Source organism: Streptomyces sp. 11-1-2, from assembly GCF_003595545.1.
Classification (GTDB): domain Bacteria; phylum Actinomycetota; class Actinomycetes; order Streptomycetales; family Streptomycetaceae; genus Streptomyces; species Streptomyces hygroscopicus_B.
Window position 1 is genome coordinate 9,512,972 of the sequence record NZ_CP022545.1, and the last position, 24,331, is coordinate 9,537,302.

Annotated in this window: 23 protein-coding genes and 3 pseudogenes; 16 read left to right on the plus strand and 10 right to left on the minus strand. The window is 69.9% G+C overall.

Annotated features, from left to right (window positions below; all coding sequences use genetic code 11):
* Positions 1–77 precede the first annotated feature (77 nt).
* From CGL27_RS40900 to CGL27_RS52570, 3 genes and pseudogenes are all read left to right on the plus strand, one after another.
* Positions 78–1,697, plus strand: coding sequence for an amidase (locus CGL27_RS40900; protein WP_162953361.1), 1,620 nt, complete (start codon positions 78–80; stop codon positions 1,695–1,697).
* Positions 1,698–2,134: 437 nt separating this feature from the next.
* Positions 2,135–2,586, plus strand: a pseudogene (locus tag CGL27_RS52565) (tellurite resistance TerB family protein); the annotation flags it as partial.
* A gap of 123 nt (positions 2,587–2,709) precedes the next feature.
* Complete coding sequence (locus tag CGL27_RS52570) at positions 2,710–3,027, plus strand: metalloregulator ArsR/SmtB family transcription factor (RefSeq protein ID WP_162953362.1); 318 nt, start codon at positions 2,710–2,712, stop codon at positions 3,025–3,027.
* Between the two features lie 263 nt (positions 3,028–3,290).
* Here CGL27_RS52570 and CGL27_RS40910 read toward each other — a convergent pair whose 3' ends face one another.
* The 3 genes from CGL27_RS40910 to CGL27_RS40920 form a co-directional block, all read right to left on the minus strand.
* Positions 3,291–4,106, minus strand: coding sequence for a class I SAM-dependent methyltransferase (locus tag CGL27_RS40910; RefSeq protein ID WP_162953363.1), 816 nt, complete (start codon positions 4,104–4,106; stop codon positions 3,291–3,293).
* Between the two features lie 208 nt (positions 4,107–4,314).
* Positions 4,315–4,737, minus strand: a complete 423-nt coding sequence (locus tag CGL27_RS40915) for a RidA family protein (protein WP_119992552.1) — start codon at positions 4,735–4,737, stop codon at positions 4,315–4,317.
* A gap of 48 nt (positions 4,738–4,785) precedes the next feature.
* A complete protein-coding gene (locus CGL27_RS40920; protein WP_078639560.1) occupies positions 4,786–5,460 on the minus strand; it encodes an HD domain-containing protein in 675 nt (224 codons plus the stop codon).
* Between the two features lie 71 nt (positions 5,461–5,531).
* Here CGL27_RS40920 and CGL27_RS40925 point away from each other — a divergent pair, with 71 nt between their 5' ends.
* Positions 5,532–6,512, plus strand: coding sequence for a helix-turn-helix domain-containing protein (locus tag CGL27_RS40925; protein ID WP_119992553.1), 981 nt, complete (start codon positions 5,532–5,534; stop codon positions 6,510–6,512).
* A 141-nt stretch (positions 6,513–6,653) separates the two neighbouring features.
* Here the strand turns inward: CGL27_RS40925 and CGL27_RS40930 are convergent, their stop codons facing one another.
* Complete coding sequence (locus tag CGL27_RS40930; protein ID WP_119992554.1) at positions 6,654–7,127, minus strand: Lrp/AsnC family transcriptional regulator; 474 nt, start codon at positions 7,125–7,127, stop codon at positions 6,654–6,656.
* A gap of 79 nt (positions 7,128–7,206) precedes the next feature.
* On the opposite strand from CGL27_RS40930, the gene CGL27_RS40935 reads away from it, so the two are divergent.
* Together CGL27_RS40935 and CGL27_RS40940 are read left to right on the plus strand one after the other, a co-directional pair.
* Positions 7,207–8,265, plus strand: coding sequence for a Glu/Leu/Phe/Val dehydrogenase dimerization domain-containing protein (locus tag CGL27_RS40935; protein WP_119992555.1), 1,059 nt, complete (start codon positions 7,207–7,209; stop codon positions 8,263–8,265).
* Between the two features lie 176 nt (positions 8,266–8,441).
* Positions 8,442–9,668, plus strand: coding sequence for an amidohydrolase family protein (locus CGL27_RS40940; protein ID WP_346345766.1), 1,227 nt, complete (start codon positions 8,442–8,444; stop codon positions 9,666–9,668).
* On the opposite strand, the gene CGL27_RS40945 is transcribed toward CGL27_RS40940, so the two are convergent.
* Positions 9,665–10,588 carry a MerR family transcriptional regulator gene (locus tag CGL27_RS40945; RefSeq protein ID WP_119992556.1) on the minus strand — a complete coding sequence of 308 codons (924 nt, stop codon included), beginning with the start codon at positions 10,586–10,588 and terminating at the stop codon, positions 9,665–9,667. The two genes, CGL27_RS40940 and CGL27_RS40945, sit on opposite strands and share 4 nt — an antisense overlap.
* A gap of 179 nt (positions 10,589–10,767) precedes the next feature.
* Positions 10,768–11,121: pseudogene (locus CGL27_RS40950) on the minus strand (transposase); the annotation flags it as partial.
* Positions 11,122–11,853: 732 nt separating this feature from the next.
* On the opposite strand from CGL27_RS40950, the gene CGL27_RS40955 reads away from it, so the two are divergent.
* The 4 genes from CGL27_RS40955 (at position 11,854) to CGL27_RS40970 (ending at position 14,816) form a co-directional block, all read left to right on the plus strand.
* Positions 11,854–12,099, plus strand: coding sequence for a hypothetical protein (locus CGL27_RS40955; RefSeq protein ID WP_119992557.1), 246 nt, complete (start codon positions 11,854–11,856; stop codon positions 12,097–12,099).
* A 118-nt stretch (positions 12,100–12,217) separates the two neighbouring features.
* Positions 12,218–12,961, plus strand: a complete 744-nt coding sequence (locus CGL27_RS40960; RefSeq protein WP_119992558.1) for an ATP-binding cassette domain-containing protein — start codon at positions 12,218–12,220, stop codon at positions 12,959–12,961.
* A gap of 2 nt (positions 12,962–12,963) precedes the next feature.
* The gene (locus tag CGL27_RS40965) at positions 12,964–14,232 is read left to right on the plus strand and encodes a hypothetical protein (RefSeq protein WP_119992559.1); all 1,269 of its coding nucleotides are present in this window, start codon (positions 12,964–12,966) and stop codon (positions 14,230–14,232) included.
* Entirely contained in the window at positions 14,229–14,816 is a 588-nt protein-coding gene (locus CGL27_RS40970) for a hypothetical protein (RefSeq protein ID WP_119992560.1), read from the plus strand. The genes CGL27_RS40965 and CGL27_RS40970 overlap by 4 nt, the downstream gene beginning before the upstream one ends.
* Here CGL27_RS40970 and CGL27_RS40975 read toward each other — a convergent pair.
* Positions 14,803–14,883: pseudogene (locus CGL27_RS40975) on the minus strand (cell division protein SepF); the annotation flags it as partial. The gene CGL27_RS40970 and the pseudogene CGL27_RS40975 overlap by 14 nt on opposite strands.
* Positions 14,884–15,239: 356 nt before the next feature.
* On the opposite strand from CGL27_RS40975, the gene CGL27_RS40980 reads away from it, so the two are divergent.
* Positions 15,240–15,860, plus strand: a complete 621-nt coding sequence (locus CGL27_RS40980; RefSeq protein ID WP_119992561.1) for a flavin reductase family protein — start codon at positions 15,240–15,242, stop codon at positions 15,858–15,860.
* A 28-nt stretch (positions 15,861–15,888) separates the two neighbouring features.
* Positions 15,889–16,551 (plus strand): HAD family hydrolase, encoded by a 663-nt coding sequence (locus CGL27_RS40985; RefSeq protein ID WP_119992562.1) that lies wholly within the window; start codon positions 15,889–15,891, stop codon positions 16,549–16,551.
* A 229-nt stretch (positions 16,552–16,780) separates the two neighbouring features.
* Here the strand turns inward: CGL27_RS40985 and CGL27_RS40990 are convergent, their stop codons facing one another.
* Positions 16,781–17,653, minus strand: a complete 873-nt coding sequence (locus CGL27_RS40990) for an undecaprenyl-diphosphate phosphatase (protein ID WP_078639550.1) — start codon at positions 17,651–17,653, stop codon at positions 16,781–16,783.
* Positions 17,654–17,967: 314 nt separating this feature from the next.
* Between CGL27_RS40990 and CGL27_RS40995 the strand changes: the two genes are divergently transcribed.
* On the plus strand, positions 17,968–19,488 hold the full coding sequence (locus CGL27_RS40995; RefSeq protein ID WP_119992563.1) for an MFS transporter: 1,521 nt from the start codon (positions 17,968–17,970) through the stop codon (positions 19,486–19,488).
* An 86-nt stretch (positions 19,489–19,574) separates the two neighbouring features.
* Here CGL27_RS40995 and CGL27_RS41000 read toward each other — a convergent pair whose 3' ends face one another.
* The gene (locus CGL27_RS41000; protein ID WP_119992564.1) at positions 19,575–20,333 is read right to left on the minus strand and encodes a TVP38/TMEM64 family protein; all 759 of its coding nucleotides are present in this window, start codon (positions 20,331–20,333) and stop codon (positions 19,575–19,577) included.
* Between the two features lie 309 nt (positions 20,334–20,642).
* On the opposite strand from CGL27_RS41000, the gene CGL27_RS50470 reads away from it, so the two are divergent.
* The 3 genes from CGL27_RS50470 to CGL27_RS41010 all read left to right on the plus strand — a co-directional run bounded on the left by CGL27_RS50470 (position 20,643) and on the right by CGL27_RS41010 (position 23,026).
* The gene (locus tag CGL27_RS50470; protein WP_162953182.1) at positions 20,643–20,795 is read left to right on the plus strand and encodes a hypothetical protein; all 153 of its coding nucleotides are present in this window, start codon (positions 20,643–20,645) and stop codon (positions 20,793–20,795) included.
* Between the two features lie 97 nt (positions 20,796–20,892).
* On the plus strand, positions 20,893–22,074 hold the full coding sequence (tuf, locus tag CGL27_RS41005; RefSeq protein WP_119992565.1) for an elongation factor Tu: 1,182 nt from the start codon (positions 20,893–20,895) through the stop codon (positions 22,072–22,074).
* A gap of 106 nt (positions 22,075–22,180) precedes the next feature.
* Positions 22,181–23,026, plus strand: a complete 846-nt coding sequence (locus CGL27_RS41010) for a fused MFS/spermidine synthase (protein WP_119992566.1) — start codon at positions 22,181–22,183, stop codon at positions 23,024–23,026.
* On the opposite strand, the gene CGL27_RS41015 is transcribed toward CGL27_RS41010, so the two are convergent.
* Positions 23,013–24,314, minus strand: coding sequence for an MFS transporter (locus tag CGL27_RS41015; RefSeq protein WP_119992567.1), 1,302 nt, complete (start codon positions 24,312–24,314; stop codon positions 23,013–23,015). The two genes, CGL27_RS41010 and CGL27_RS41015, sit on opposite strands and share 14 nt — an antisense overlap.
* Positions 24,315–24,331 lie beyond the last annotated feature (17 nt).

Sequence of the window (24,331 nt, forward strand, 5' to 3'; positions counted from 1 at the left end):
GGGAGAATCTTCGGCTACGCCTCTAGCGTGCCTGTGAATCCAACGCCTCGCCGCAGGAGTCGCACCGAATGGACCGGATGAACACCTCACGCCGCACAGCGCTTGCGCTCGGCACCGCCGCAGCAGCCACACCATGGATTGGCGGAGCCTCCGTCCAAGCCCGCGCCGCCACCCCAGGAAGCGCCACATCAACAGGAGGCGCCGCGACCACAGGGCTGGAAGAGCTGGGCATCACCGAGCTTCGCCGGCGGATGAACGACGGACAGCTCGACGCCGAACGGCTCACCCGCTACTACCTGGACCGCATCGAACGCATCGACCCGCTCCTGCACGCGGTGATCGAGATCAATCCCGACGCGCTGCGCGAGGCCCGGCGGGTGGACGCGGAGGGTGATCTCGGCAGGCCGTTGCACGGCATGCCCATCCTGCTCAAGGACTTGGTGGAGACCGCGGACCGGATGCACACGACGGCCGGATCACTCGCCCTGCGGGGCCTGCGGCCGGCAAAGGACGCCACGGTCGCCGCCAGGCTGCGCGCGGCCGGTGCCGTCATCCTCGGCAAGACCAACCTGAGCGAGTGGGCCGGCGGGATGTCGCTCACCCACCACGCCGGCTGGAGCGCCCGCGGTGGGCAGACCCGGAACCCGTACAAGCTGGACCGGTCACCGAGTGAGTCCAGCTCCGGTACCGCGGTTGCCACCGCGGCAAGCCTGTGCGTGGCCGGAATCGGAACGGAGACCAACGGTTCGATCATCGACCCGGCCTCGGCGAACTGCGTCGTCGGAGTGAAGCCGACCGTCGGACTGGTCGGGCGCGGCGGCGTGATCCCCGGTGTGCCGAGCCAGGACAGCGTCGGCCCGATCGCGCGCACGGTCCGCGACGCGGCGATCCTGCTCGGCGCCCTGGTCGGGACCGACGACCGCGATCCGGCGACCGAGGCGAGTCGCGGCCGCTTCCATCGCGACTACACCCGTTTCCTGGACGCCGACGGGCTGCGTGGGGCGCGCATCGGCGTACCGCGAGCGGTGTACTTCGGCTACAGCCACCACGCCGACGAGATCGCGGAGCGGGCGATCGCCACGTTGCGCGAGGCCGGGGCGACGGTGGTCGACCCGGCCGACATCCCGACGGCCGAGCAGCTTGAAGACCTGCCAAGTTCGATGGTCGTCCAGGCATATGAAATCAAGCGTGCGCTGAACGCCTACCTGGCCGGTGCCCCCGGCGACCATCCGCGCAGCCTGGCGGAGCTGATCGCGTTCAACCGTGCGCACGCCGACCGCGAGCTTCGCTATGTGCGGCAGGACGGGCTGGAGGCGGTGCACCAAATGGACTTCACCGAACGCGAGTACCGTCAGGCGCTGGCCACCAACCACCGGCTCTCGCGCGCCGAAGGCATCGATGCGGTGCTGCGCCGATTCCGCCTGGACGCACTCGTGATGCCGACCACCGGACCGCCGGCCAAAATCGACCTGATCCGCGGGGACAGCTACGGCGGCGGTGCGTCGACGCCCGCCGCACTCGCCGGATACCCCGCGATCAGCGTCCCGGCCGGCTTCGCGTTCGGACTGCCGGTCGGCCTGACATTCATGGGTACGGCGTGGAGCGAGCCGAACCTGCTCCGTCTCGCCTACGCCTACGAGCGGGCCGGCCGCGTCCGCCGACCGCCCACCTACCGACAGGCCGACATCGGCTTCTGAGCCGCGTCCGGTACACAAGCGACCCGACGGCGAGCAAGTGGGCGCGGGCGCGGCCCAGTTACTCGACCTTCGTTCCGGCAGTCCCATGGAGCAGGGCTCCCACGCCACCGTGCTTGTCCGGCTGTCCGCATCCGGCAGCGACAGCCGGGCCATCGTCCCTACTGGCCCCGTGAACCGTGCTCGCCCCGTCAGACTGTTCCGCGGTCGGTGACTGCACCGCGGTATCACGTCAGCGGCTGGAGGGCCTCAAACATTGACGCCGTAGTCCTTGGCGATGCCCACCGGACCCGGGGTGAGGGATAAGCGTGGGTGCGCCGCAACCGATCATTTGAAGCCAGGGGAGGCGAGGGTGCCGCGACAGTGCGCGAAGGGACTCTACAAACCTGTAGATTCTGTTTTCTCCTCACAATGGAGGTATTACTGAGAAGGAGATGCAGATGACGCTGTGGGACCGCCTCAAGGACTCGGTCCAGACGATGCAGGCTCAGCTCACGGCGAAGAAGAACGACTTGCGGAGCGGGGCATTCAGGGACGCGAGCATGGCGATGTGCGCCCTGGTGGCCGCGGCGGACGGCACGATCGATCTGTCCGAGCGGCAGCGCGTCGCCCAGCTCATCGCCACCAACGACGTGCTCCAGAACTTCCCCCGGACGAGCTGCACCACCGCTTCGAGGACCATCTCGACGAGCTCACCACGGACTTCGCCCTCGGGATGGCGAGCGCCATGCGGGAGATCGGCAAGGCGAAGAGGAGGCCCGCCGAGGCCCGGGCCGTCATCCAGATCGGCATCGTCATCGGCTGCGCCGACGGTTACTTCGACGACAGCGAGCGGGACGTCGTCCGCGAGGCTTGCTCAGCCCTGGACATCCCTCCGACCGAGTTCGACCTCCACCGCCCCCTCCGCGTCCCCCGCCCGTACCGGGGCCCGGACGAGCTCCCACCGGCGCCCGGCGACCAGGTGTCCGAGCGGGCGGGCTCCGGTGCGGCACAGGGGATACGCCCCGGGGCCGCCGTGCCCGGCGACGACCTCCAGGTCTTCCTCAAGGCGCTGACCAGCGGAACCCGGCAGAGGCTCTTCGCGCACTTCCTCGATGGCGAGGAGCTGACCGTCGGCGAGGTCGCCGAGCGCGCCGGACTCGGCCCGTCGACCACCTCCGAGCACCTCGCGGTCCTCCGGCGCGGTGGCCTGCTCCAGTCGACACGCAGCGGCAAACTGGTCCGCTACCGCGCCGACCGGGAAGGCATCGCCGAACTGCTCGGGCAGCTCCACTCCTACCTCCTCGCCCCCTCCGAACCACAGGACCCCCCTCTTACCCAGGGCTGTGCATGACGAGCGGCCGGCCGCCCGCCCTCGTCGGATGCCTTCCCGCCAAGGACTTCGGCAGGTTGGTTCCGTGCGTGACTGCGGGCGCTGGTCCACTCCGTGTGGCCGCGTGACGCTCGGTTACGCCAACAGGACTCGTTTGCGCAGGAGCTCGAATCCCGCGCGGCCGAACATCTGGCGCTTGAGCCATGACTGGCCGGCCGCGCGTGAACCTGGCCCCACTCATCAGGCCCCCTTGGAATCGATCATCTAGGGAACCGGGAGGCGCGCTACCGGCGGACCGCCGAGATCAGTCCGCCGGGCCGCTCCTCGCGCTGCGGCGGGGTGCTGATCGGGCGCCCGTAGGCGGCAGCGCGCTCGCGCAGGGTGTGGCAGTCGGCCTCCCAGCCGTGGCCGTCCAGCCAGCCCACCGGGTCGTCGGGCATCTCCGAGACCCACATGGACGCCGCCGATCCCGGCGCGGCGTCCGCGCCGAAGCGGTCGATCACGCCGCGCGAGCCCAATGTCAGCCCCATCCGACTGCCTGCCGCCGACTGCGTGCCGATCCGGGCCAGCAGTAGCTCCACCGCGTCCTCGGGCAGATAGATCAGTAGTCCTTCGGCGATCCACGCGGTCGGCACCGTCGGGTCGTGCCCTGCGGCGGCCAGTGCGCCTGGCCAGTCCTCACGCAGATCCACCGCGACGGTGATCCGCTCGCAGCGTGCGACGGCCCGCTCCTGGCGCAGCACCGAAGCCTTGAAGTCGAGTGGCGCGGCGGTGTCGACCTCGAACAGCCGGGTGCCCTCGGGCCAGTCCATCCGGAAGGCCCGGCTGTCCATGCCGGCGCCGAGCAGCACGACCTGCCGGACCCCGGACGCGGAGGCCTGCTGCAACAGGTCGTCGAGGAACTTCGTCCTGATGACGATGGAGAACGACACGGCCAGCCGGCGGCGTCGCGCGGCCTCGTCACCGGGCAGCGGCGGCGAGGAGGGCCACATGCCGCCGGCGGTGGCGAAGGCCTGTGCCAGTGGGTCGCGGAACAGCGCGTTCTCCCGCTCGGTCTCCAACGCCCGCACTCTGGCCACCCCCACCGCCGTGGCCCACACTCCCGACGGCTGCACCCGCTCCTGCTCATCAGTCACCGCGCCAGCCTAGGTGATCGCTGACCGGGCGCCACACGGGAAGAGTCGCCTGACGACCATCGAGGTCAGCAACACGAGGCCGGGCAAGCCGGGACGCCGAGTGGTCTTCATGACGACCTCACGTCAGTCGCCGACGGGCTCGTGGGCCCGGGAGCGGGCCCACGAGCGGCGGCTACCGGGATGAGTCGGGGTACGCGGCGGTCGCGCGGATTTCGACGAGGAGTCCCGGGCTGGCGAGGCCGCTGACCCCGATGATCGTCCAGGTCGGGTAGGGCGCGTTGACGAGGCGCTGTTTGGCCTCGATGAAGCCGGGCAGGTGCTGGCGGATGTCGACGTGGTAGCTGGTGACGTCGACGAGGGCGGACAGGTCGAGGTTCTCCAGTCGAAGGATCTCTTCGATCTTCCGGATGGCGATCTCGGTCTGCTCCTCGACGGTGTCCGGGATGGTTCCGTCGGCTCGGCGACCGATCGTTCCCGCGATGAACAGGAGGTCGTGCGCGCGGACCGCGGCGGAATAGCCGAAGCCCGCGAAGGCGCTGGTGGTTTGCCCGAAGACTGCGTTGTCCTCAGGGACCTCGACGGTGTGGACGGTCATGGCGGTGCTTCCTTTTCTTTGTTGACGTAAGGCGTGGAGTCCGCGGAGTCAGTTGCCCCAGCGGGACGAACGGCAGGCGTGCTCCAGCCGGGTCCGGCCGAACGTTTCGCGTTCGCGGAGGAATTCGCCGGGAATCGCGTACCGGGGCGCATTCGTCGGGTTCTTCGCGGCCTGCGCGACGATCGCGTCGGTGAGTGAGCGGATCATGTCCAGCCGTGGATAGGCGGCGTGCACGGCATCGGCCTGCTCATCGGTGACGGTGTCGACGTGGTTGGCACCCAGTGGGCCGCCGAAGTCGAGGGCGACGCCTTCGCGGACGAGCACGCACAGCGTGCCGTGGCGTTCCGCGATACCCGGCGAGGTGTGCAGGGCGATGGCCTGCCAGACCCGGTCTGCGTCGGCCGCGGGCACTCCGCGTTCGATGAGGAACGCGGCGGCCCGGTCGGCGCCTTCGACCTCGAACCGCTGACTGTGCGGGCCGTCCGACGCCACGCCGAGGTCGTGCATCGCGCACGCGGCGAACAACAGGTCGTCGTGGTAGTCGTGGCCGACGGCCAGGCCGAGGCGGCCGGCCACCAGCCGGGCGAACAGATAGCTGCGGAGGCTGTGGTTGAAGACGGACGGTGTTTCCACCGGTCGGATGAAGTTCACGACGGCGTCGGCAAGCGGTGTGCCGGGCAGCGTGATCAGGTCGGCGGTCGCCTCGCGGGTAGGTCCGGTCATGTCCTCAGCTTGGCCGCGACCGCCCTGACCTGGCGAGAGGCAAAATTTCCTTACCTCGATAGAATCTTGCCATGACAGTGCATCGAGTCGCGGTCCTGGCGCTGGACGGGGTCACCCCGCTCGACCTGGCGATCCCGACGCAGATCTTCACCACCCGGCCGGAAACCCCTTACGAGATGACCCTGTGCGCGCTGGACGCGAAGGTGGTCACCAGCGCGGGTTTCGCCCTGGTCGCCGACGGGGAGCTGGAGCAGGTGCGCACCGCCGACACCGTGGTCGTGCCGGGATTCGAACCGATCCTCCGGCCGCCGGACGCCGTGCTCGGCACGCTGGCCGAGGCCCGCGACCGAGGCACACGTGTGGTGTCGATCTGTACGGGCGCCTTCGCACTGGCCGCGGCGGGTGTGCTGGACGGGCTGCACGCCACGACCCACTGGAAGCACATCGACGAGTTCGAGCGGGGATTCCCGGCCGTCGAGGTCGACCGCGACGTGCTCTACGTCGACGAGGGCGACGTGCTCACGTCGGCCGGGGTGTGCTGCGGCATCGATCTGTGCCTGCACCTCGTGCGCCGCGATCTGGGGGCGGTGGTGGCCAACCAGATCGCCCGCGGTCTGGTGGCCGCCCCCCACCGGGACGGTGGGCAGGCCCAGTACGTGCCGGCTCCGGTCGCGGTGGCCGGTGAGGCGTCGCTGTCCGGTACCCGGGGATGGGCCCTGCACCACCTCGGCGAGCCGCTCACGCTGCGCGTGCTCGCCCGGCACGCGGGTCTCTCGCAGCGCACCTTCATGCGCCGGTTCACCGAGGAGACGGGCACGACCCCGTTGCAGTGGTTGCTCAACGCCCGCCTCAGCAGGGCGCGGGAACTGCTGGAAACCACGGACCACCCGATGGATCGGGTGGCGCGGGACTGCGGACTGGGCACGGCAGCCAATCTGCGGCTGCACTTCCGGCGCGCGCTGGGCACCACCCCCACCGCCTACCGCCGCACCTTCGGGCGCTCGACGTCGCGCAGTCCGGCCTGTTCACCAGCAGGCCCGCGCGCGGACTGAAAGGGCCACCACGACGCTGAAGGCTCGTGGAGACAGGGTCGCTGTCTCGCGGGCACCCATCCGGCGGATTCCCTGTCAAGTTCTACGTGTTGAGGCGCAGGCGGGCGCCGGAACAGCGGCCTGTCCGGTGAACGCGTGGCGTCACAGGTGCTCTGTATCCGTGGGTAGTGGGTCGAGCACTGGGTTGGTGAGGTGCTGGTAGATGATCGAGGTGCGGAAGCTGACGATCTCCCGGCGGTTGGTGAACTGGTCCAGGAGGAAAGCGTGCAGGTGGTCGATGTCCGGGGCCGTGACGTGGACGAGGAAGTCGTCGCTGCCGGCCATCGTGTAGACGGAGACCACCTCTGGTAGCTGGGTCACCGACCGCTCGAAGGCGGCGACGACATCCCGGCGCAGAGGCCGGACCTGGGTGAAGACCATCGCTTGCACGGCGCGGTTGAGTGCCCGCAGGGAGACTTGGGCCCGGTAGCCCTCGATGATGCCGCGTTTGTGCAGCAACCTGGTGCGTTCGAGGCAGGTAGAGGGGGCGATACCGAGCTTCTCGGCGAGGGCCCGGTTGGACTGCCGACCATCGGCCTGCAGATGGTGCACGATCGCCGAATCAAGTTCATCCATGACTGCCTCCTGGATCGCGACACCGAATTTGCTTCGGCGTCACGTCAGCCGTTCCGTGCATCAGCCTAGCTTCGGGGGCATGAGCCAAGCACTTGCACATGAAGACGTGATCATTCGACGTGGACGCCGTTCTGGGCTGCCGCTGATCGTGGCAGTCCACTCCCGGGCCCTGGGCCCGGCGGTCGGCGGCTGCCGACTGCGCCGCTACGACACCTGGCAGCATGGACTGGCCGACGCGCTGCGCCTGTCGGAGGCGATGACCTACAAGGCCGCGGTGGCCGGTCTGGACTTCGGCGGCGGCAAGAGCGTGATCGCCCTCGACAACGACACCGCACTCACCCCACAGTTGCGTGAGGCCGCGCTGGAGGATCTGGGCGAGCTGATCGCCTCCTTCCAGGGTTCCTACCGCACCGGCCCCGACGTCGGCACCGGCCCCGAGGACATGGTGGTCCTGCGGCGTTTCTCGCCGTACGCGTACTGCGCGCCCGAGGAGCACGGCGGTACCGGCAATTCCGGAGGCCCGACCGCCACCGGCGTCCTGGCGGCCCTGCGCGCCGGTGCGAGGCAGGTATTCGGCGATGCCTCCTGCACCGGACGGACCGTGGTGATCAGCGGCTTCGGGTCGGTGGGCAGCGGTATTGCCGCCGGCCTGGCCGCTGAGGGCGCACATGTCGTCGTGTCGGACCTGGAAGCCTCCCGTAAGGAGGCGGCCCTGGCGAGCGGTTACGGATGGGTCGAGCCCGGTCAGGCTCTGTCCGCGCCGGCCGACATGCTGGTCCCGGCTGCCGTCGGCGGTGTACTCAATGACGTGACCGTCCGGCAGATCACCGCGCGCCTGGTCGTCGGCCCGGCGAACAACCAGCTCACCGAGGAGCGTGTGGCCGATGTCCTCGCGGAGCGGGGCATTGTCTGGGTGCCCGACTATGTCGCCAGTGCCGGGGGTATCGCCTACGCCCTGAGCCGGGAGTCGGAAGGCTACAGCCACGAGGCCGCGCAGAAGCGGGTGGAGGACATCGGCGACACCGTGACCCGCATCCTTGACCTGGCGCTCTCGACTGGCACCACCCCGCTGCGGGCGGCCCAGCAGATTGCCGAGCGCCGACTGGCGTCCTCGGCCGTGGCGGCCCAGGCCGTCTGATGGCCGGGGCATGAGGCCGACCGCACGGCCTGGACCACCCCGCTGGTGCGGTGCCACACCAGTTGATGGCCGTTGTCGCGCTCTGCCTGGGGGTGGCGATCCTGTTGTTCGTCGTGGGCATCACCTACCCCGCCGTTCGTACAACATCCTGAAGCCCTCCTGCGACGACCCGCGTGATGCACACCGGGCTCGGGGCACGCAACGGCGTTACTACCGAGGAGAATCAGATGATGCTCATCACCGCAGACCGAGTCCTGGTGGACACGGACACCTACCTGGAGGACGGCGCCGTCCTCACCGATGGCGAGACGATCACCGCCGTAGGTCCCAGGGAAGAGGTCATTCGACAGGCGTCATCGGATGCCGAGCACATCTCCTTCTCCGGCACGGTCATGCCCGGCCTCGTTGACGCCCACGTGCACCTGATCTTTGACGGCAGCCCTGATCCTGTCGCTGTCCTGCGCGCCACCGACGAGGAGCTTCTCGGCCGGATGCGGCAGCGCGCCGAGCAGCTGCTGCACACCGGCGTGACGACGGCACGCGACCTGGGAGACCGCAATGGACTCGTCTTCCGCGTTGCCCGAGAGATCGAGAAGGGCAGCCTGCCCGGCCCGCGCATCCTCGCGGCCGGTACTCCGGCGACCCCGCCGGGTGGTCACTGCCACTTCCTCGGCGGTGAGGTCTCGGGCGAGACCGAGGCCCGCGACCTGGTCCGGCGTAATGTGGCCGCCGGCGCCGCCGTCATCAAGGTCATGACCAGCGGGGGAGGGCTCACCAAGGACGGCCCGCGAAGCTGGCAGAGTCAGTTCTCCAGCGAGGAACTCCACGCCCTGGTCGATGAGGCGCACTCCGCCGGGCTGCCGGTCGCCGCGCACGCCCACGGAGCGGACGCGATCACCGAAGCCGTCGACGCCGGGGTCGATACCCTCGAACACTGCACCTGGATGACCGAGACCGGGTTCGACCTCCGCCGTGATGTTCTCCAGCGCATCATCGACCGCGATATCGCGGTCAGTGTGACCGTGAGCCCCCATTGGCGCATGCTGCCCAAGGTCTTCGGCGAGGAGCGCGCGAACGTGATGTTCGACCAGGTGCGGCAGATGGCCGAGGCCGGGGCACGCGTGATCGTCGGCACCGATGCCGGGGTCCAGCGCACGGGCTTCGACGGCATGCCCGGCGCGCTGACCTTCTACGCACACCTGGGTATCCCGAACCGCACCGTCCTCGACATGGCGACCCGCCGGGCCGCCGAGGCGCTTGGGCTCGGCGGGGTGACAGGACGTGTCGCCCCGGGTTTCCGGGCCGATCTCGTCCTTGTCGACGGTGACCCGCTCAAGGATCTCGATGCTTTGCAGCGGGTCAGGACCGTCGTCAGCGCCGGTCGCAGGCACGAACAGGACTAGGCCGTGTTTTGGGTACCGGGTGAGTCTTGGACGGAGAGTTCTTCGGCCAGTTCCATACAGCGCAGGCGGGCTGGGGAGAAGTCGTAGGGCATCTTGCCGATGGCTTCGAACGCGCTCATGGAGTCAGCCTCCCGCCTGCCAGAGCTGAGGTCGGCCTCCTCCTCGCCGTCATCGGCGGTAGCAGGGTGCAAAGTGTCCCAGGCGTCGAAGAGGTCATCGTCGTCCTTACCCAGGCCGGACTCCTCGATGACGGCATGCAGGGCGCTTTCGAAGGCGTGCCGCTCGACGGCCACCTGAGCCACCCGCGGATCATCGACGGCGACGCTGTCATCGAGTGCCTCCTCGGCGTCATCGATGCGGTCGGAGTCCTCCCGCAGAGTGGGATGCGTGGCCAGAACGACGAAGCGGGTGGCCTGGACGGCCGCGCCGAGCGGGCCGAAGATCCGCTCAGTGACCAGCAGACTGTCCAGGTCCGCCTGACGCAGGGAGCCCTCGGGCAGGTTCTTGAGGCGGTCGGTGACGAAGTCGGAGAGCAGGCCCATCCGGGTGCCTTCGGTGCGCATCCGCTGCACGGCGGTCCGCTGCCGCCGCAATTCCGCCTCCTGCTCGGCGAGGGTTTCCTCCAACCCCTCCAGGATGCCCGCGATACCGTCTCCGCTGTCCGCACCGGCGGAAGCCGTGCCGGTGGTAAAGGCGTCACGGATGTCGTCCAGGGCGATCCCGGCGTCGGCCATCTTGCGAATCCACAGCAGGCGGATCATGTCCTCGTACCCGTAGCGGCGGCGGTCATCGCCGCCCCGCTCAGGCTCGGGGAGCAGACCGATCTCGTGGTAGTGGCGAATCGCCCGCGGCGTGCTGCCGACGAAGGCCGCCGCGTCACCGATCTTGACCTGGCGGGGTGGCATGAACGACGAATGCATGAACAGGGACCTTTCCTCAAGGGACCGGGACGTAAGTCCACCTGACCACATGCCGCTACGGAAGGTGCAACCCCATACACACCGCCCCGCGCCAATGCCAGGAAACGCGCCCTTCCCCCGTAATGACCGCAGGCCCGTCCTTTCCTGCCGGGGCATCCCCACGACGGCAGACTGAGGGTTCACAGCCACTGATGAATCGCCGCGACCTGAACCGTCGCCTCGAACCGAACCGCAAGTTTGTCGAACCGGGGCGCCACGGCCCGGTGCTGCTTGAGACGGCTGATCCCGCATTCGACCGGGTGCCGGGCCTTGTAGTCCTCGCGGTCGAAGACGAGCGGACGGCCACCGCCATGGCCGCGGCGCCTGCGGTTGCGGACCTGATCGACCGGCTCAGGAATCGTGCACCTGATGCCACGTCTGGGCAGGTAGGCGCGATTCGCGCGTGAAGAGTACGCCTTATCGCCTCGCCCCCGCAGCGGGCGGCTTGTCGGCCGGCCGACACCAGGCCGGGGCACCCCGATCGCGTTCAGGACCGGCCCGCCTCGCGACCTGCCCAGTCCATGGTCTTCACCGCTGGTGCCGAGTGGCCTGAAACTAGTTGTTGAATTTGCCATTAAATTTCGGGCTATAAAATTCGGTCATTTTCGCCGGTTAATCGGCCACTTTGTTTCCTGCCGGGTGTGTCATGTTCCAGCTGGACGCCGGGGGTGCATCCGGTTGTGACGCGGAGGCGAGGGCTCGCGGGGGCGAGCTGTAGGTGAGCTGGTGCGGGCCCGACTTGGAAAGCCGCCTGGGCCTTGCCGGGTCCGGCCCGGGTCGTAGTCGGCGGCCACTGGGCTGATGGTTTTGTGTGCGGTGCCGTCTGGTTCTGGGCTGTAATTATGCGATGACTGTGAGTTTTCGGCCATTGTTGCTGCAAGGGCCCACGTGAGCCCTGCGAAGAGCGGCCGAGCCTCTGGATGGTCTTGGGTTGTGACTCGCCCATGTGCAATCTGGTGTCGACCTGGGTTGATTCGGCATCCACCTCCCTGGGGGAGCGGTGCAGTCGCTTACGAATGCATTCGAACAATGCGAAAGATGGTGCGACACTCGCACGCTTTTAGTCGTTATCTAACATGATCATCGCCGCGAATCGGTCATGTGGAGATACGTGCGGCGATCGCGAGCACGACAGCGCTGCACCGGGGGAAAGCGAAAGGTGCTTCCTCCGTCATGCCTGCATGGCGTCGTATGTCATGCGCAGGGCGCGGGAGATGAGAATGCACATGCACCAGAGAGCCGTTGGTCTCGTCGCTGGGGCCTTACTGCTGGGATTCGCCGGCGCGGTCCCGGCCCACGCCGAGGGCAGCCGCACCACGTACTTCACCGGCTGGCACCCCGGCAACGAGTCATCCCGCTGGAATGACAACAACACCGACGGTGTCAGCACCTCGGTGACGCTCAGTGGCTGTCACACCGACGGGGCCGATGGGTTCAAGAAGGCCAAATCTGAAGCTGTGGAAGAACCGTGACCTGCTGCCCGACGATGACAAGGGCCCCGGCTCAGGCGAACTCTGTCTGTGCCGGGGCACCTCCGGCTCCTCACTACAGCCTCCTCGGGGTCCCCCCTGGCGGCGGATTGTGCGGCTCATGGCCTTGGAATTCCGTGGTGTCTCCTTCCGGTACAACCGGAAGACGACCGTGCTCGATGGCTTCGACCTTCGCGTCAGCAGTCCGGCTACGGTGCTGCTCGGCCCGAACGGGGCGGGGAAGTCCACGCTGATGGCGCTGGCCGCTTCCCAGCTCAAGCCCCTGGACGGCGCTGTCACCTGGAAGGGGCGCAGCCCCACCGCCCGCAGGGATGTGACGGCGTACCGGAAGGCAGTGGCCTGGCTGCCGCAGCACATCACGCCCGTGCCGGGGCTGACCGTGCGGGAGCAAGTCGCCTACGCCGGCTGGCTCAAGGGCATGAACCGCACGGATGCCTGGAAGGCATCGGCCGTCACGCTCGGCCGCGTCGGCCTGGACAAGCTCGCCGACCGCCGCAGCCACCAGGTCTCCGGCGGCCAACTGCGCCGGATGGGCATCGCCGGAGCCCTCACCCACCACAGCGAGCTCATCCTCATGGACGAGCCGACCGCGGGCCTGGACCCCACCCAGCGCAAGGTCTTCCGGTCCTTACTCAAGCAGCTCGCCGACGACGTCCACATCCTCGTCTCCACCCACCAGACCGAAGACCTGGCCGACCTCTACCAGCACGTGGTGGTCCTGGACCGGGGCACGGTGCGCTTCCACGGCACCACCGCCGAATTCCACGCCATGGCCGACAGCGCCCAGGGCCCCCGCGAACGCGCGGAAGCCGCCTACACCCAGCTCGTAGGCGAGGAGATCTGACCGTGCTGCTCCGTACCATCGTCCGCGTCTCGTCCGGCACCCGCCTCCTGCCGTTTCTGGCCGGCTTCATCGTCATCGCTCTCAGCGACAACTTGTCCGAGTGGGTTACGCCCCACTACTGGCTCTCCGCCACCGGCACCGCGGCCCTTGCCCTGTCCTTCGTGGGCCCCGCGTGTGCCGGAGCCGGAGCCTGGGAGGGAAGCCGGCTCAGGCGCGCGCGCATCTCCGACCAGAACGCGGTCCGATCGCCTCTGGCCATAGCCTTCCCCCTCCTGCTGCCGGTGTTCGTGATGGGCGTGGTCGGCATGGCTGTGGCCCTGGTGGTCTCCGCGGCCGCCGCCGACGTCGGCTTCGGCATGCCGAACCCAGGCATCCTCGCGGTCGAAGCGGTGCTTCTCGCTGCCAACACTCTGGTCGGCTTCGTCATGGGCCGACTGTGGGCTCCGATCGTCGCGGTGCCGGTCACGCTGATCGCCAGCTTCGTCGCCAACGCCTACCCGGTCTCCTGGAGCATCGTGTGGATCCGGCACCTCGTGGGCGGAGGACTCCAGGACTGCTGTGTGCTCGAACAGAGTCTGGACGTATGGGCGCTGGTGAGCGCGGGAGCATTCGGTACCGGGGTCTGTCTGTCCGCCGCCGTGCTCATCCAGTACCGGAAGGCCGTCCCCGCCATCGTCGCCGCGGCCGCGCTGCTCGCCGCAGGGTTCGCGGGCGGTGCCGCCTCCGCCCACGGCATGGGCGCTGACCCGGTGACCTCTCGCGCGACGAGCGACCTGGCGTGCGATCACGGTCGGCTCCGTATCTGCCTGTGGCCCGAGATGGACGACCGAGCCGGGATGGTCCGCGCCGAGTCACGAAAGGCGGTCGAGAGGCTCCGCCGGGCCGGTGTCGCGGTGCCCGCCACCCTGACCATGGCCGACCGGCCAGGCTCCGAGGAGACCAAACTCGCCATCGGGCCCGGCATCAGTGCCGCCGGTGTGCCCACAGGCGTGGCGGCAGGGCTGCTTCCGCAATCTCCCGCCTGTGCGGACAACGGAGAGCCCTACCCGGCCGCTGACGCCTACGGCCCCGTCGGAGCGTGGCTTTCCCTGACCGCCGGCGCCGCGCCCCGCACTCTCACGAACCGGGTCGCACCGCCAGAACTGGCCCTGGCCCAGCACGTCCTCAAAGAGTCCCGACAGGCCCAGCTCGCCTGGTACGAGCGCAACACCCGCGCCATGCGATCATGCAACGAACGCCCCCAGTTGGGCATCGACGGGAGCCACGGATGAACTGGTGGCTGAAGGCCCGCGCTGTTCCCGCACTGGCCGTGTCCGTCGTCGTGACCAATGCGGTGGGACTCCTCATGGGCAACACCGAACTCCCCGTGCCCGTCCTGACCGGCCAGTCCGGACACTTCCTCGTCGGCCACCTCATCACGCTGCTGCCGGCGGTGATGCTGCTCCACGGCATGGGACGCGGCGACCTACGCGTCGAAAGCGTCGCCTGTCGGCCCGTGCGGAGGTGGGACGCCGCACTCGGCTCGGCGGTCGCCGCCACCGGGGCGGGGATGGCAGCCCTCTGCTATGCCCTGGGGGCTGGCAGCATCGCCTTGGTACTGGGGCGCAACATCGCCGGATACGTCGGCCTGGCGCTGCTGCTGTTTCCCTTCCTCGGCCACCGCATCGCGGCCGTCTCCGTCGCCATCGTGCCCCTTGTGCGCGCGGCGGCCGGCTGGAGAAGCGGAGGGGGCCCCGCGCCATGGGCCTGGATCCTGTATCCCGCAAACTCCCTGGTCGCGCCAGCCATTACGACAGCCATCGTCCTCGTAGGCATTTTCGTCTGCCTCACCCGGCAGGACCGTCCATCTCCGTGAGATTCATGATCGTCGGAGTGACCTCACGGGCATGTTTCCCGATGGTGCGGGCCTCGTTGCGGGTCCTGACCAGAACGCGGTCATGGTGGGATTCATGCTGGATGCCCTAATCCATGGAGATTGCGAGAGGTTCGCGGGAGGGTAACCAGTACGCCACAGCGCACGCTGTCGGCCTACTCGGTACACGATGGTTGACGTCGTAACTGACTTCATGAATGCGCTGGGATCCACGCGAGTTGGAGAAAACTCAGCCCTTGCCCGGTCCCTTGCGGACCCAGCCGTAAGCGATGCGGCCCCGTGCCCTGCCGGCTTGGGCGATGTTCGTGTCTTCCGACAGCGGGCACCTTCCGCGGAAGTCAGGGGCTGGGTGATGCCGCGATCCGTCGTTGGGATGTGCTGTCGCCTGCGCGGATACTGGGTCGTATGCGTATTGACTTCGAGCCCGAGGCCGTGGGCCCCACTCCCTTCTACAAGCTGCTGACCTCGGTGATCGTGCCTCGGCCGATCGCCTGGGTGTCGACGGTGGGCCGGGATGGCTCCGCGAATCTCGCCCCGCACTCGTTCTTCACCGTCGCGGCCGTGGCTCCGCCGATCGTGCAGTTCACCTCCGTGGGGCGTAAGGACTCGCTGCGGAATGTCGAGGACACCGGGGAGTTCGTGGTGAACCTCGCGCCGGAGGGGTTGTTCGAGCAGGTCAACGCGACCGCGACGGACTTTCCGCACGGGGTGAGCGAGTTCGAGGCGGTGGGGGTGGCGCAGGAGGCGAGTGCGCGGGTGAAGCCGCCTCGGGTGGCGGGGTCGCCGGTGGCGTTGGAGTGCGTGGTGCACAGCACGATGGGGCTCGGGAATTCGACGGTGGTCTTCGGGCGGGTGGTGCATGCCGCGATCGACGACGCGGTGATGGTCGACGGGCATGCGGAGATCACCCGGCTGCGGCCGCTGTCCCGGCTGGGGAAGAACGAGTGGGGCACGGTCGGTGAGGTGCTGGATCTGGCCCGGATCCGTTACGTGGACTGGGAGGATCAGGGGCCCGAGAAGGTGTGAGGGCCAGAGGCCGGAGGAAGGGGCCGCGGTGATCGAGAGCGTCGTGTTCGACATCGGCTCGACCCTCGTCCGGGAGGACCGCTACTGGGGCGATTGGGCCGACTGGCTCGGGGTCCCGCGGCACACCCTGTCCGCGCTGGTGGGGGCCGTCGTCGCGCAGGGGCGGGACGACAAGGACGCGATCCGTCTGGTGCGGCCGGGCGTGGACATCGACGCGGAGTGGCGGGCGCGGGAGGCGGCGGGGCGGGGGGAGTGGCTGGACGAGTCCGACGTGTATCCCGATGTACGGTCCGCGCTCGGCGGGCTGCGGGAGTCGGGGCTGCGGGAGTCGGGGCTGCGGGTGGTCCTGGCCGGGAATCAGTCGCTGCGGGCGGGTGAGCTGCTGCGGGAGCTGGGGCTGCCGGTCGACGCCGTGGCGACGTCCAGTGAGTGGGGGGTCGCCAAGCCCGATCCGGAGTTCTTCCGGCGGGTGCTGGAGCTCGGCGGGGCCGCGCCGGGGGACACGCTGTACGTGGGTGACTATCCGGCCTTCGACATCCGGCCGGCGAAGGGCACCGGGCTGTGGGCCGCGCATATCCGCCGGGGGCCGTGGGCGTATCTGTGGGCCGATACCGCCGACGCGGCGATGGCGGACTGGCGGATCGACTCGTTGAGTGAGCTGGTGGAGATCGTCGCCGAATCGTCGGCGTGATCGTCCCCGTGACCTGCCGACTCAGGGCAGGGGCGTGCGCTGGGTGAGGAGTTCACACCCGGTGTGATGCGAGTGCTTGCATATATCTACCGCACACCCTTCCCAGGCGCCCCGCATGGCGATTGACTCGTCCCATGCCGCTCAGGGGGCGCCAGACCTGAGCGAAGGGGCCGCCGGACTCCTCCCTCCTCGGCCGGCGGCCCATCCCCTGTCTGTGCGGAGAAGGGCGTCAGCCCGCCGACTCGGCCGCGTGGGCGCTCAGCACACCGAAGCCCACCAGTGCGAAGAGCACGATGCCCAGCAGAATCCGGTAGATCACAAACGGCATGAAGCTCTTGCTGGAAATGAACTTCATGAACCACGCGATGACGACATAGCCGACAACGAAGGCGATGACGGTCGCGAAGATCGTCGGGCCCCACTCCGTATGCCCCTCGGACGCGTCCTTCAGCTCGAAGGCACCCGAGGCCAGCACCGCCGGGACCGCGAGAAGGAAGGAGTAGCGGGCCGCCGCCTCGCGGGTGTAGCCCATGAGCAGTCCGCCGCTGATCGTCGCGCCGGACCGGGAGACGCCCGGCACCAGCGCCATCGCCTGGCAGACGCCGAATATGAGGCCGTCCCGGATGCTCAGCTCCTTCAGCGTCTTGCGCTGGTTGGCGACGCGATGCCGGCCGCCCGACTCATCGCGCGACGCACGCCGGTCCGCGAAGCCCAGGACGAGGCCCATGACCACGAGGGTCGTGGCTATGAGCCGCAGATCGCGGAACGGACCCTCGATCGCGTCCTGCAGGGTGAGCCCGAGCACACCGATGGGCAGCGAGCCGACGATCACCAGCCAGCCCATCTGGGCGTCGTGGTTGCCCCGCCACTCCTTGCTGAAGAGCGAGCGGAACCAGGCCGACACGATGTTGACGATGTCCTTGCGGAAGTAGATGAGCACCGCGAGCTCCGTGCCGATCTGGGTGATCGCGGTGAACGCGGGCCCAGGGTCGCTCCAGCCGGCGAACGCGGCCGTGAGCCGCAGATGGGCGCTGGAGGAGATCGGAAGAAACTCAGTCAACCCCTGGACCAGCCCGAGGATGAATGATTCAAACCACGACATTGAGTCTTCGCTATCCAGAGGCTGATCGTGCGCTGATCGATTTCTGGCCAGAGATGGCCAGGCGTGACCGATTCAGGCGGGGTGGTCGGTGGGAAGCCGGCGGTCGAGGATCAACTGCCGGGTGTGGGCAGCGTAGCGTCCCCGGGTGCGCGGCCCATCAAGGGCCTGGTCGGACCATCGGTTCATCGCTTTGACCTTGGGTACTCGGCGCTCGGTCGCCCGGCCGCGGGCGCCCTGGTGCGGATCAGCCGTGGACAGCCGTGGACAGCTGCGAACAGCCGTGGACGGCCTGGACAGCCGAGGAGCCGAACCGTATGACCGCGATCGGGCGTGACGGAGAACAGGGAGGCCGAGGGGACGGGCCCGGCGGGACGATCACCACCAAGGTCCCGGCACGGCTGGACCGGCTGCCCTGGTCGCGCTGGCACTGGATGATCGTGATCGGCCTCGGCACCGTATGGATCCTGGACGGTCTCGAAGTGACCGTCGTCGGCAATATCGCCAGCCGCCTCTCCGAGCCCGGCAGCGGGCTGCCCATCACCGACGCGCAGGTCACCGGGGTCGCGGCGGCCCTCTATGTGGCCGGGGCCTGCACCGGGGCGCTGGTCTTCGGCTGGCTCACCGACCGCTACGGCCGCAAGAAGCTCTTCCTCATCACGCTCGGGGTCTATCTGGCCGCCACCGCGCTCACCGCCATCGCCTTCTCCGCCTGGTGGTTCTTCCTCTTCCGCTTCCTCACCGGCTTCGGTATCGGCGGCGAGTACGCGGCCATCAACTCCGCGATCGACGAGCTGATCCCCAGCAGGTACCGGGGCCGCGTCGATCTGGTCATCAACGGGAGCTTCTGGCTCGGCGCGATGGGCGGCTCGCTGCTCTCCGTGCTCATGCTCAACACGGACTTCTTCCCGCTCAACGTCGGCTGGCGGCTCACCTTCGCCCTCGGTGTCGTCCTCGGCCTGGCCATCCTGCTGGTGCGCCGGAACGTCCCGGAGAGCCCGCGCTGGATGTTCATCCACGGCCGGGCGGAGGGCGCCGGGGAACTGGTCGCGGCGGCCGAACGGCGGATCGAGGACGAGACCGGGCGGCGCCTGCCCGAGCCGGACAAGGCCATCACCATCAAGACGCGGAGGAGCACCGGCTTCATCGAGATCGCCCGGACGCTCTTCCGGGCGTATCCCCGGCGCGCGGTCCTGGGGCTGGCCCTCTTCATCGGGCAGGCGTTCCTCTACAACGCCATCACCTTCGGCTTCGGCTCGATCCTGGTGCGGTTCTTCGACGTGCCCAGCGGCGACACCGGCTACTACTTCGCGGTCATCGCCTTCGGCAACTTCCTCGGGCCGGCCCTGCTGAGCAGGCTCTTCGACACGGTCGGCCGCCGCGTGATGATCTCGGGGACGTACATCCTCTCCGGTGTGCTGCTGTTCATCACCGCCTGGATGTTCGGCAACGGCTGGCTCAGCGCGGCCACGATGACGGCCTGCTGGTGCGTGGTCCTCTTCTTCGCCTCGGCCGGTGCGAGCTCCGCGTATCTGACGGTCAGCGAGGTCTTCCCGATGGAGACGCGCGCCCTGGCCATCGCCTTCTTCTACGCCATCGGCACGGCGGCCGGAGGCATCACCGGTCCGCTGATCTTCTCGGATCTGACGCAGAGCGGAGTCCTCGCCGACACCGCGCTGGCCTTCTCCATCGGGGCGGCGCTCATGGTCGCCGCCGGGCTCGTCGCCGCCTTCCTCGCCGTCCCGGCGGAACAGCGCCCGCTCGAGGACATCGCCGAGCCGCTGTCCGCCCGCGCGGCGGCTGCTTCCGCCTCCGCCCACGGACCGGCCGGCGGCTGACGGACCCCAGCGGCTGACCGCGACGCCCGCCGCGGGATGCTGTTCGTCAGGCCGCGGGCCCGCTCGTCAGGCCCCGGGCCCGCCCGTCACGCCGACGGCGGGGTCTCGCCCGCGGTCGCGTCCTGGCCGAGGCGCTCCCCGGGGCTTGCGGGCCGCAGTCGGCCACGCTTGCGCCAGGCCACCAGCGCCCCCGCGACGGCGGGCACCGTGATGAAGGCCATCGCGAGGAGGAAGACGGGCGAGGTGGGGGTGGTGGCGCGGCTGCCCGCGACCACGTACGCGGCGGTGTTCGGCACACTGCCCAGCCCCGTGGCCAGCAGGAACGACGGCCAGCCCATCCGCGAGACGGCAGCGCAGTAGTTGGCGGCGGCGAACGGTACGCCGGGGAACAGCCGGATCGCCAGCATGGACCGGAACCCGTGGTGGCTCAGCTGCCGGTCCGCCGCCGTGAGCCAGCGGCCCCGCAGCAGCGGACGCAGCGCGTCCTGCCCCAGCAGCCGGCCAAGACCGAAGGCGATCCCGGCGCCGATCACCGTGCCGCCGACGGCCGTGACCAGCCCGGCCTGGATGCCGAAGAGCGCACCGGCCGCCAGGTTCAGCAGCGGCCGGGGCACCAGCGCGGCGGTCCCCACCCCGTACGCGGCCGTGAACAGCACCACGGCCGTCGCGCCCGACAGCTCCGGCCAGCCGTGGGTCAGCAGCCGCTGCGGCTGCCACAGCAAGACCGCGATCGCGGAGCCCGTGAGCAGCGCGGCGAGCAGCCCCAGCCGCGACCACGGCGAGAGGAGCACGGCGCGGGCGCGGCGCGTGGCCGGTTTCGCGGGCGGTGCGGCGACATCGAGCATCGGTGGAGCGTAACCGACCAAGCCGGGCGGGCGCCGTGATGTCGTCGCGTTGTCGTCCGATTGTCGGCAGACCGTCGACAGGGGGTCGGCGGACCGTCTCAAACCAGTCGGCGGACGGTCCGAAACCAGTCGGCAGGCGGCCCGAAACCAGTCTCCGGGCCCGGGCCGGACACCGGAAACGAGCAGGCCGGACGCCTGGCCAACCACCCCTGTGTCACCGGGCGTTCGCTCCCGGGCCACCGGTCCCACCGGCCCCGCACGCACCGAAAACCATTCGACGCGGACCGTACAGTGCGCGAAGATCACAGCATGTTCCGGCTCGCCTTCCTCACGCCGACGTCCGCGGTCGCGGACGCGCCGAAGGCTGCCGTCCCCTCTCTCGCTCCGGCCGCGGTCGCCGCCCTCACCACGGGCCCGCCCGCCGCCGTTCCCGCCGTCTGCCTCCACGGCGCCCGAAGCTGACCCTCCTCGGACAACTCCGACGGATCCCCCAGGGGGAGGGTCGGCGAGGTTCTGGGGTCCGCGCTTCCCACCCCCGCTGACGAGGAGAGACCGTCGCATGTCCAAGCAGACCTATGTGCGCACCAAGCCGCATCTGAACATCGGCACCATGGGCCATGTCGACCACGGCAAGACCACGCTGACCGCCGCCATCACCAAGGTGCTGAGCGAGCGCGGCACCGGCGGCACCTACGTACCGGCGGACCGCATCGACCGGGCGCCGGAGGAGGCCGCGCGCGGCATCACCATCAACATCGCGCATGTCGAGTACGAGACCGACACCCGCCACTACGCGCATGTCGACATGCCCGGCCACGCCGACTTCATCAAGAACATGGTGACCGGCGCCGCCCAGATCGACGGGGCGATCCTCGTCGTCTCCGCGCTCGACGGCGTGATGCCGCAGACCGCCGAGCATGTGCTGCTGGCCCGTCAGGTCGGGGTCGACCACATCGTGGTGGCCCTCAACAAGGCCGACGCGGGCGACCCCGAGCTCACCGACCTGGTCGAGCTCGAGGTGCGCGAACTGCTCTCCGCGCACGGCTATCCCGGCGACACCACGCCCGTCGTACGGGTCTCCGGGCTGCGGGCGCTGGACGGCGACCCGCGGTGGACCGGGGCGATCGAGGCGCTGCTGGACGCCGTGGACATCTATGTGCCGACGCCCGTGCGCCACACCCGGGCCCCGTTCCTGCTACCGGTGGAGAACGTGCTGACCATCACCGGCCGCGGCACGGTCGTCACCGGCGCCATCGAGCGCGGCACGGTACGGGTCGGCGACCGTGTCGAGGTCCCCGGCAGCGAGGTGGCCACGGTGGTCACCGGCGTGGAGACCTTCGGCAAGTCCATGGTGGCGGCCGAGGCGGGCGACAATGTCGCGCTGCTGCTGCGCGGGGTGGCGCGGGACACGGTGCGCCGCGGCGATGTGGTGGCCGCGCCCGGCAGCCTCGTGCCGAGGCGGCACTTCACCGCGCGGGTGTACGTCCTGTCGGCGGCCGAGGGCGGCCGGCGGACACCGGTGTCCACCGGCTACCGCCCGCAGTTCTACCTCCGCACGGCCGATGTGGTCGGCGCCGTGGACCTCGGGCCCGTCGCGGTGGCGCGCCCCGGGGACACCGTCACCATGACGGTCGAGCTCGGCCGCGCCGTACCGCTGGAGCCGGGCCTCGGCTTCGCGATCCGCGAGGGCGGCCGCACGGTGGGCGCGGGCACCGTGACCACCGTGCTCGACCAGCCGTAACGAGACCGGTCCCGCTCGCCCGCCTCCCCGGCAGGAGGTGGGCGAGCGAGGCCGTGATGCCCCCTGGCGGCACGAGGCGCGAGCCCCGTGACGGCACAATGAGACGGTGAACGAGCCGATACCCGTAAGCCGCGCCGTGGACGGCGGCACCGCCAAGCTGATGCCGGACCTGGACCGCCCGCACGCCTGGCTGCTCACGGTGGACGGCGCCCCGCAGTCGTATGTCGACCTGGACGATCCGGTCCATCTCGAATTCGAGTACGCGCGGCGGATCGCCCATGTCCTGGACGCCGCCGCCGATCCCGGCGCCCCGCTCGACGTTCTGCACCTGGGCGGCGGGGCGCTGATGCTGCCCCGCTATCTGGCCGCCACCCGCCCCGGCTCGCACCAGGTGGTGATCGAGGCCGACCGGGGGCTGCTGGAGCTGGTCGCCGAGCATCTTCCGCTGCGGCCCGGGGCGGGCATCACGGTGCGGCCGCGGGACGCCCGGACGGCGCTGGAGACCGCGCCCGAGGGGTCCGCCGATGTCATCGTGGCCGATGTCTTCGGCGGTTCGCGGGTGCCCGCGCATCTGACCTCCGTCGAGTACGCCCGCGCCGCGGCCCGGGCGCTGCGGCCGGGCGGGTGGTACGTCGCGAATCTGGCCGACGGGGCGCCGTTCGCCTTCCTCCGCTCCCAACTGGCCACCTACCGCACGGCGTTCGCGCATCTCGCCCTGATCGCGGAGCCGTCCGTGCTGCGTGGCCGCCGGTTCGGCAACGCCGTGCTGGTGGCCTCCCAGGCCGAACCGCCGGTCGCCGTGCTGGCCCGCCGCACGGCGGCCGACGCCTTCCCGGCCAGGGTCGAGTACGGGGCGGCGCTGGAGCGCTTCATGGGCGGCGCGGCGCCGGTACGGGACGTGGATGCCACGCCGTCGCCCGAGCCGCCGGACGGGGCGTTCAGCGTGGGCTGACCGGCTCCGTGGTGGCGTCCGCGGCGGCCGGTCCGCCCTCGATGACGGGCGTGGTCTCGTGCCGGCGCAGCCGCCGTACGTCCGGGACCGTCAGCACCGCCAGCGTCAGCGCCAGGATCAGCGCCGAACAGCCCCACAGCGAGGCCGACCGGCCGAACGTCTCCTCGGCCGGGCCCGCGAGCGCCGTGGCGACCGGCACCATGGCGACGGAGCCGAACCAGTCGTACGCCGAGACCCGCGACAGCTTGTCCTCGGGGATCTCCTGGTGCAGCGCGGTCATCCAGGACACCCCGAACACCTCGACCGAGACCCCGACCAGGAACATCACCGCCACCAGCGCCGGAATCGCCACCGGGACCGCCAGCGCGGCAGCCGGCAGGGCGAGCGGCAGGATGCTCAAGGAGCCCGCGAGCAGCAGCCGCCGTGGCCGCCAGCGCATCATCAGCAGACCGCCGAGGACCGTGCCCGCACCGAACGCCGCGAGCGCGAACCCCCAGGGGCGCGCGCCGCCCAGATGGTCCTCGGCGACCAGCGGGCCGAACACCGACTCGGCCGCTCCCACCACCGCGTTGACGACGGAGAACTGCACGACGATCGACCACAGCCAGGGCCGGGAGATGACTTCGTGCCAGCCTTCGCGCAGATCCCGCAACATGCCGCCCCCGGGTTTCCGCCGGGCCACGGCGCTGACGTCGAGCAGGGCGCGCAGGGCACCCGCGATCGCGAACGCGGCGGCGTCGACGGCCAGCATCCAGCCGGGGCCGACCACCGCGATCAGCGCGCCGCCGACCGCCGCCCCGCCGATCTGCGCACCGTTCATGCCCATCCGGAACAGCGCGAAGGCGCGGGCGGCCTGTTCGCCGGTGACGCTGGAGAGCAGCATGCCCTCGGCGGCGGGGGAGAAGAACGCCTGCCCGGTGCCGCCGAGCGCGGAGAGCACGGCCATCTGCCACAGCCGCGCCTCGCCGGACAGGACGAGCACGGCGAAGACCGCCTGTGAGGCGCAGTTGAGGCTGTTGGCGGCGACCATCACCCGGTGGCGGGGCAGCCGGTCCGCCAGCGCGCCGCCGATCAGCAGGAAGACGACCAGGGGAAGCGTGCGGGCCGCCGCCACGAGCCCGACGTCGCCGCCGTCCCCGCCGGCCTCCAGCACCGCGAACGCCGCCGCGATGAGGGCTCCGGCGTTCCCGAGGCCCGTCACCACGGCGGCGGTGGTCAGCAGTGTGTAGTTGCGGCCGGCCCACGCGGGGCGGCGCGGTCGGAGGCGCGGGGCCGGAGGAGTCGTCACATCGGGACTATCCCTGG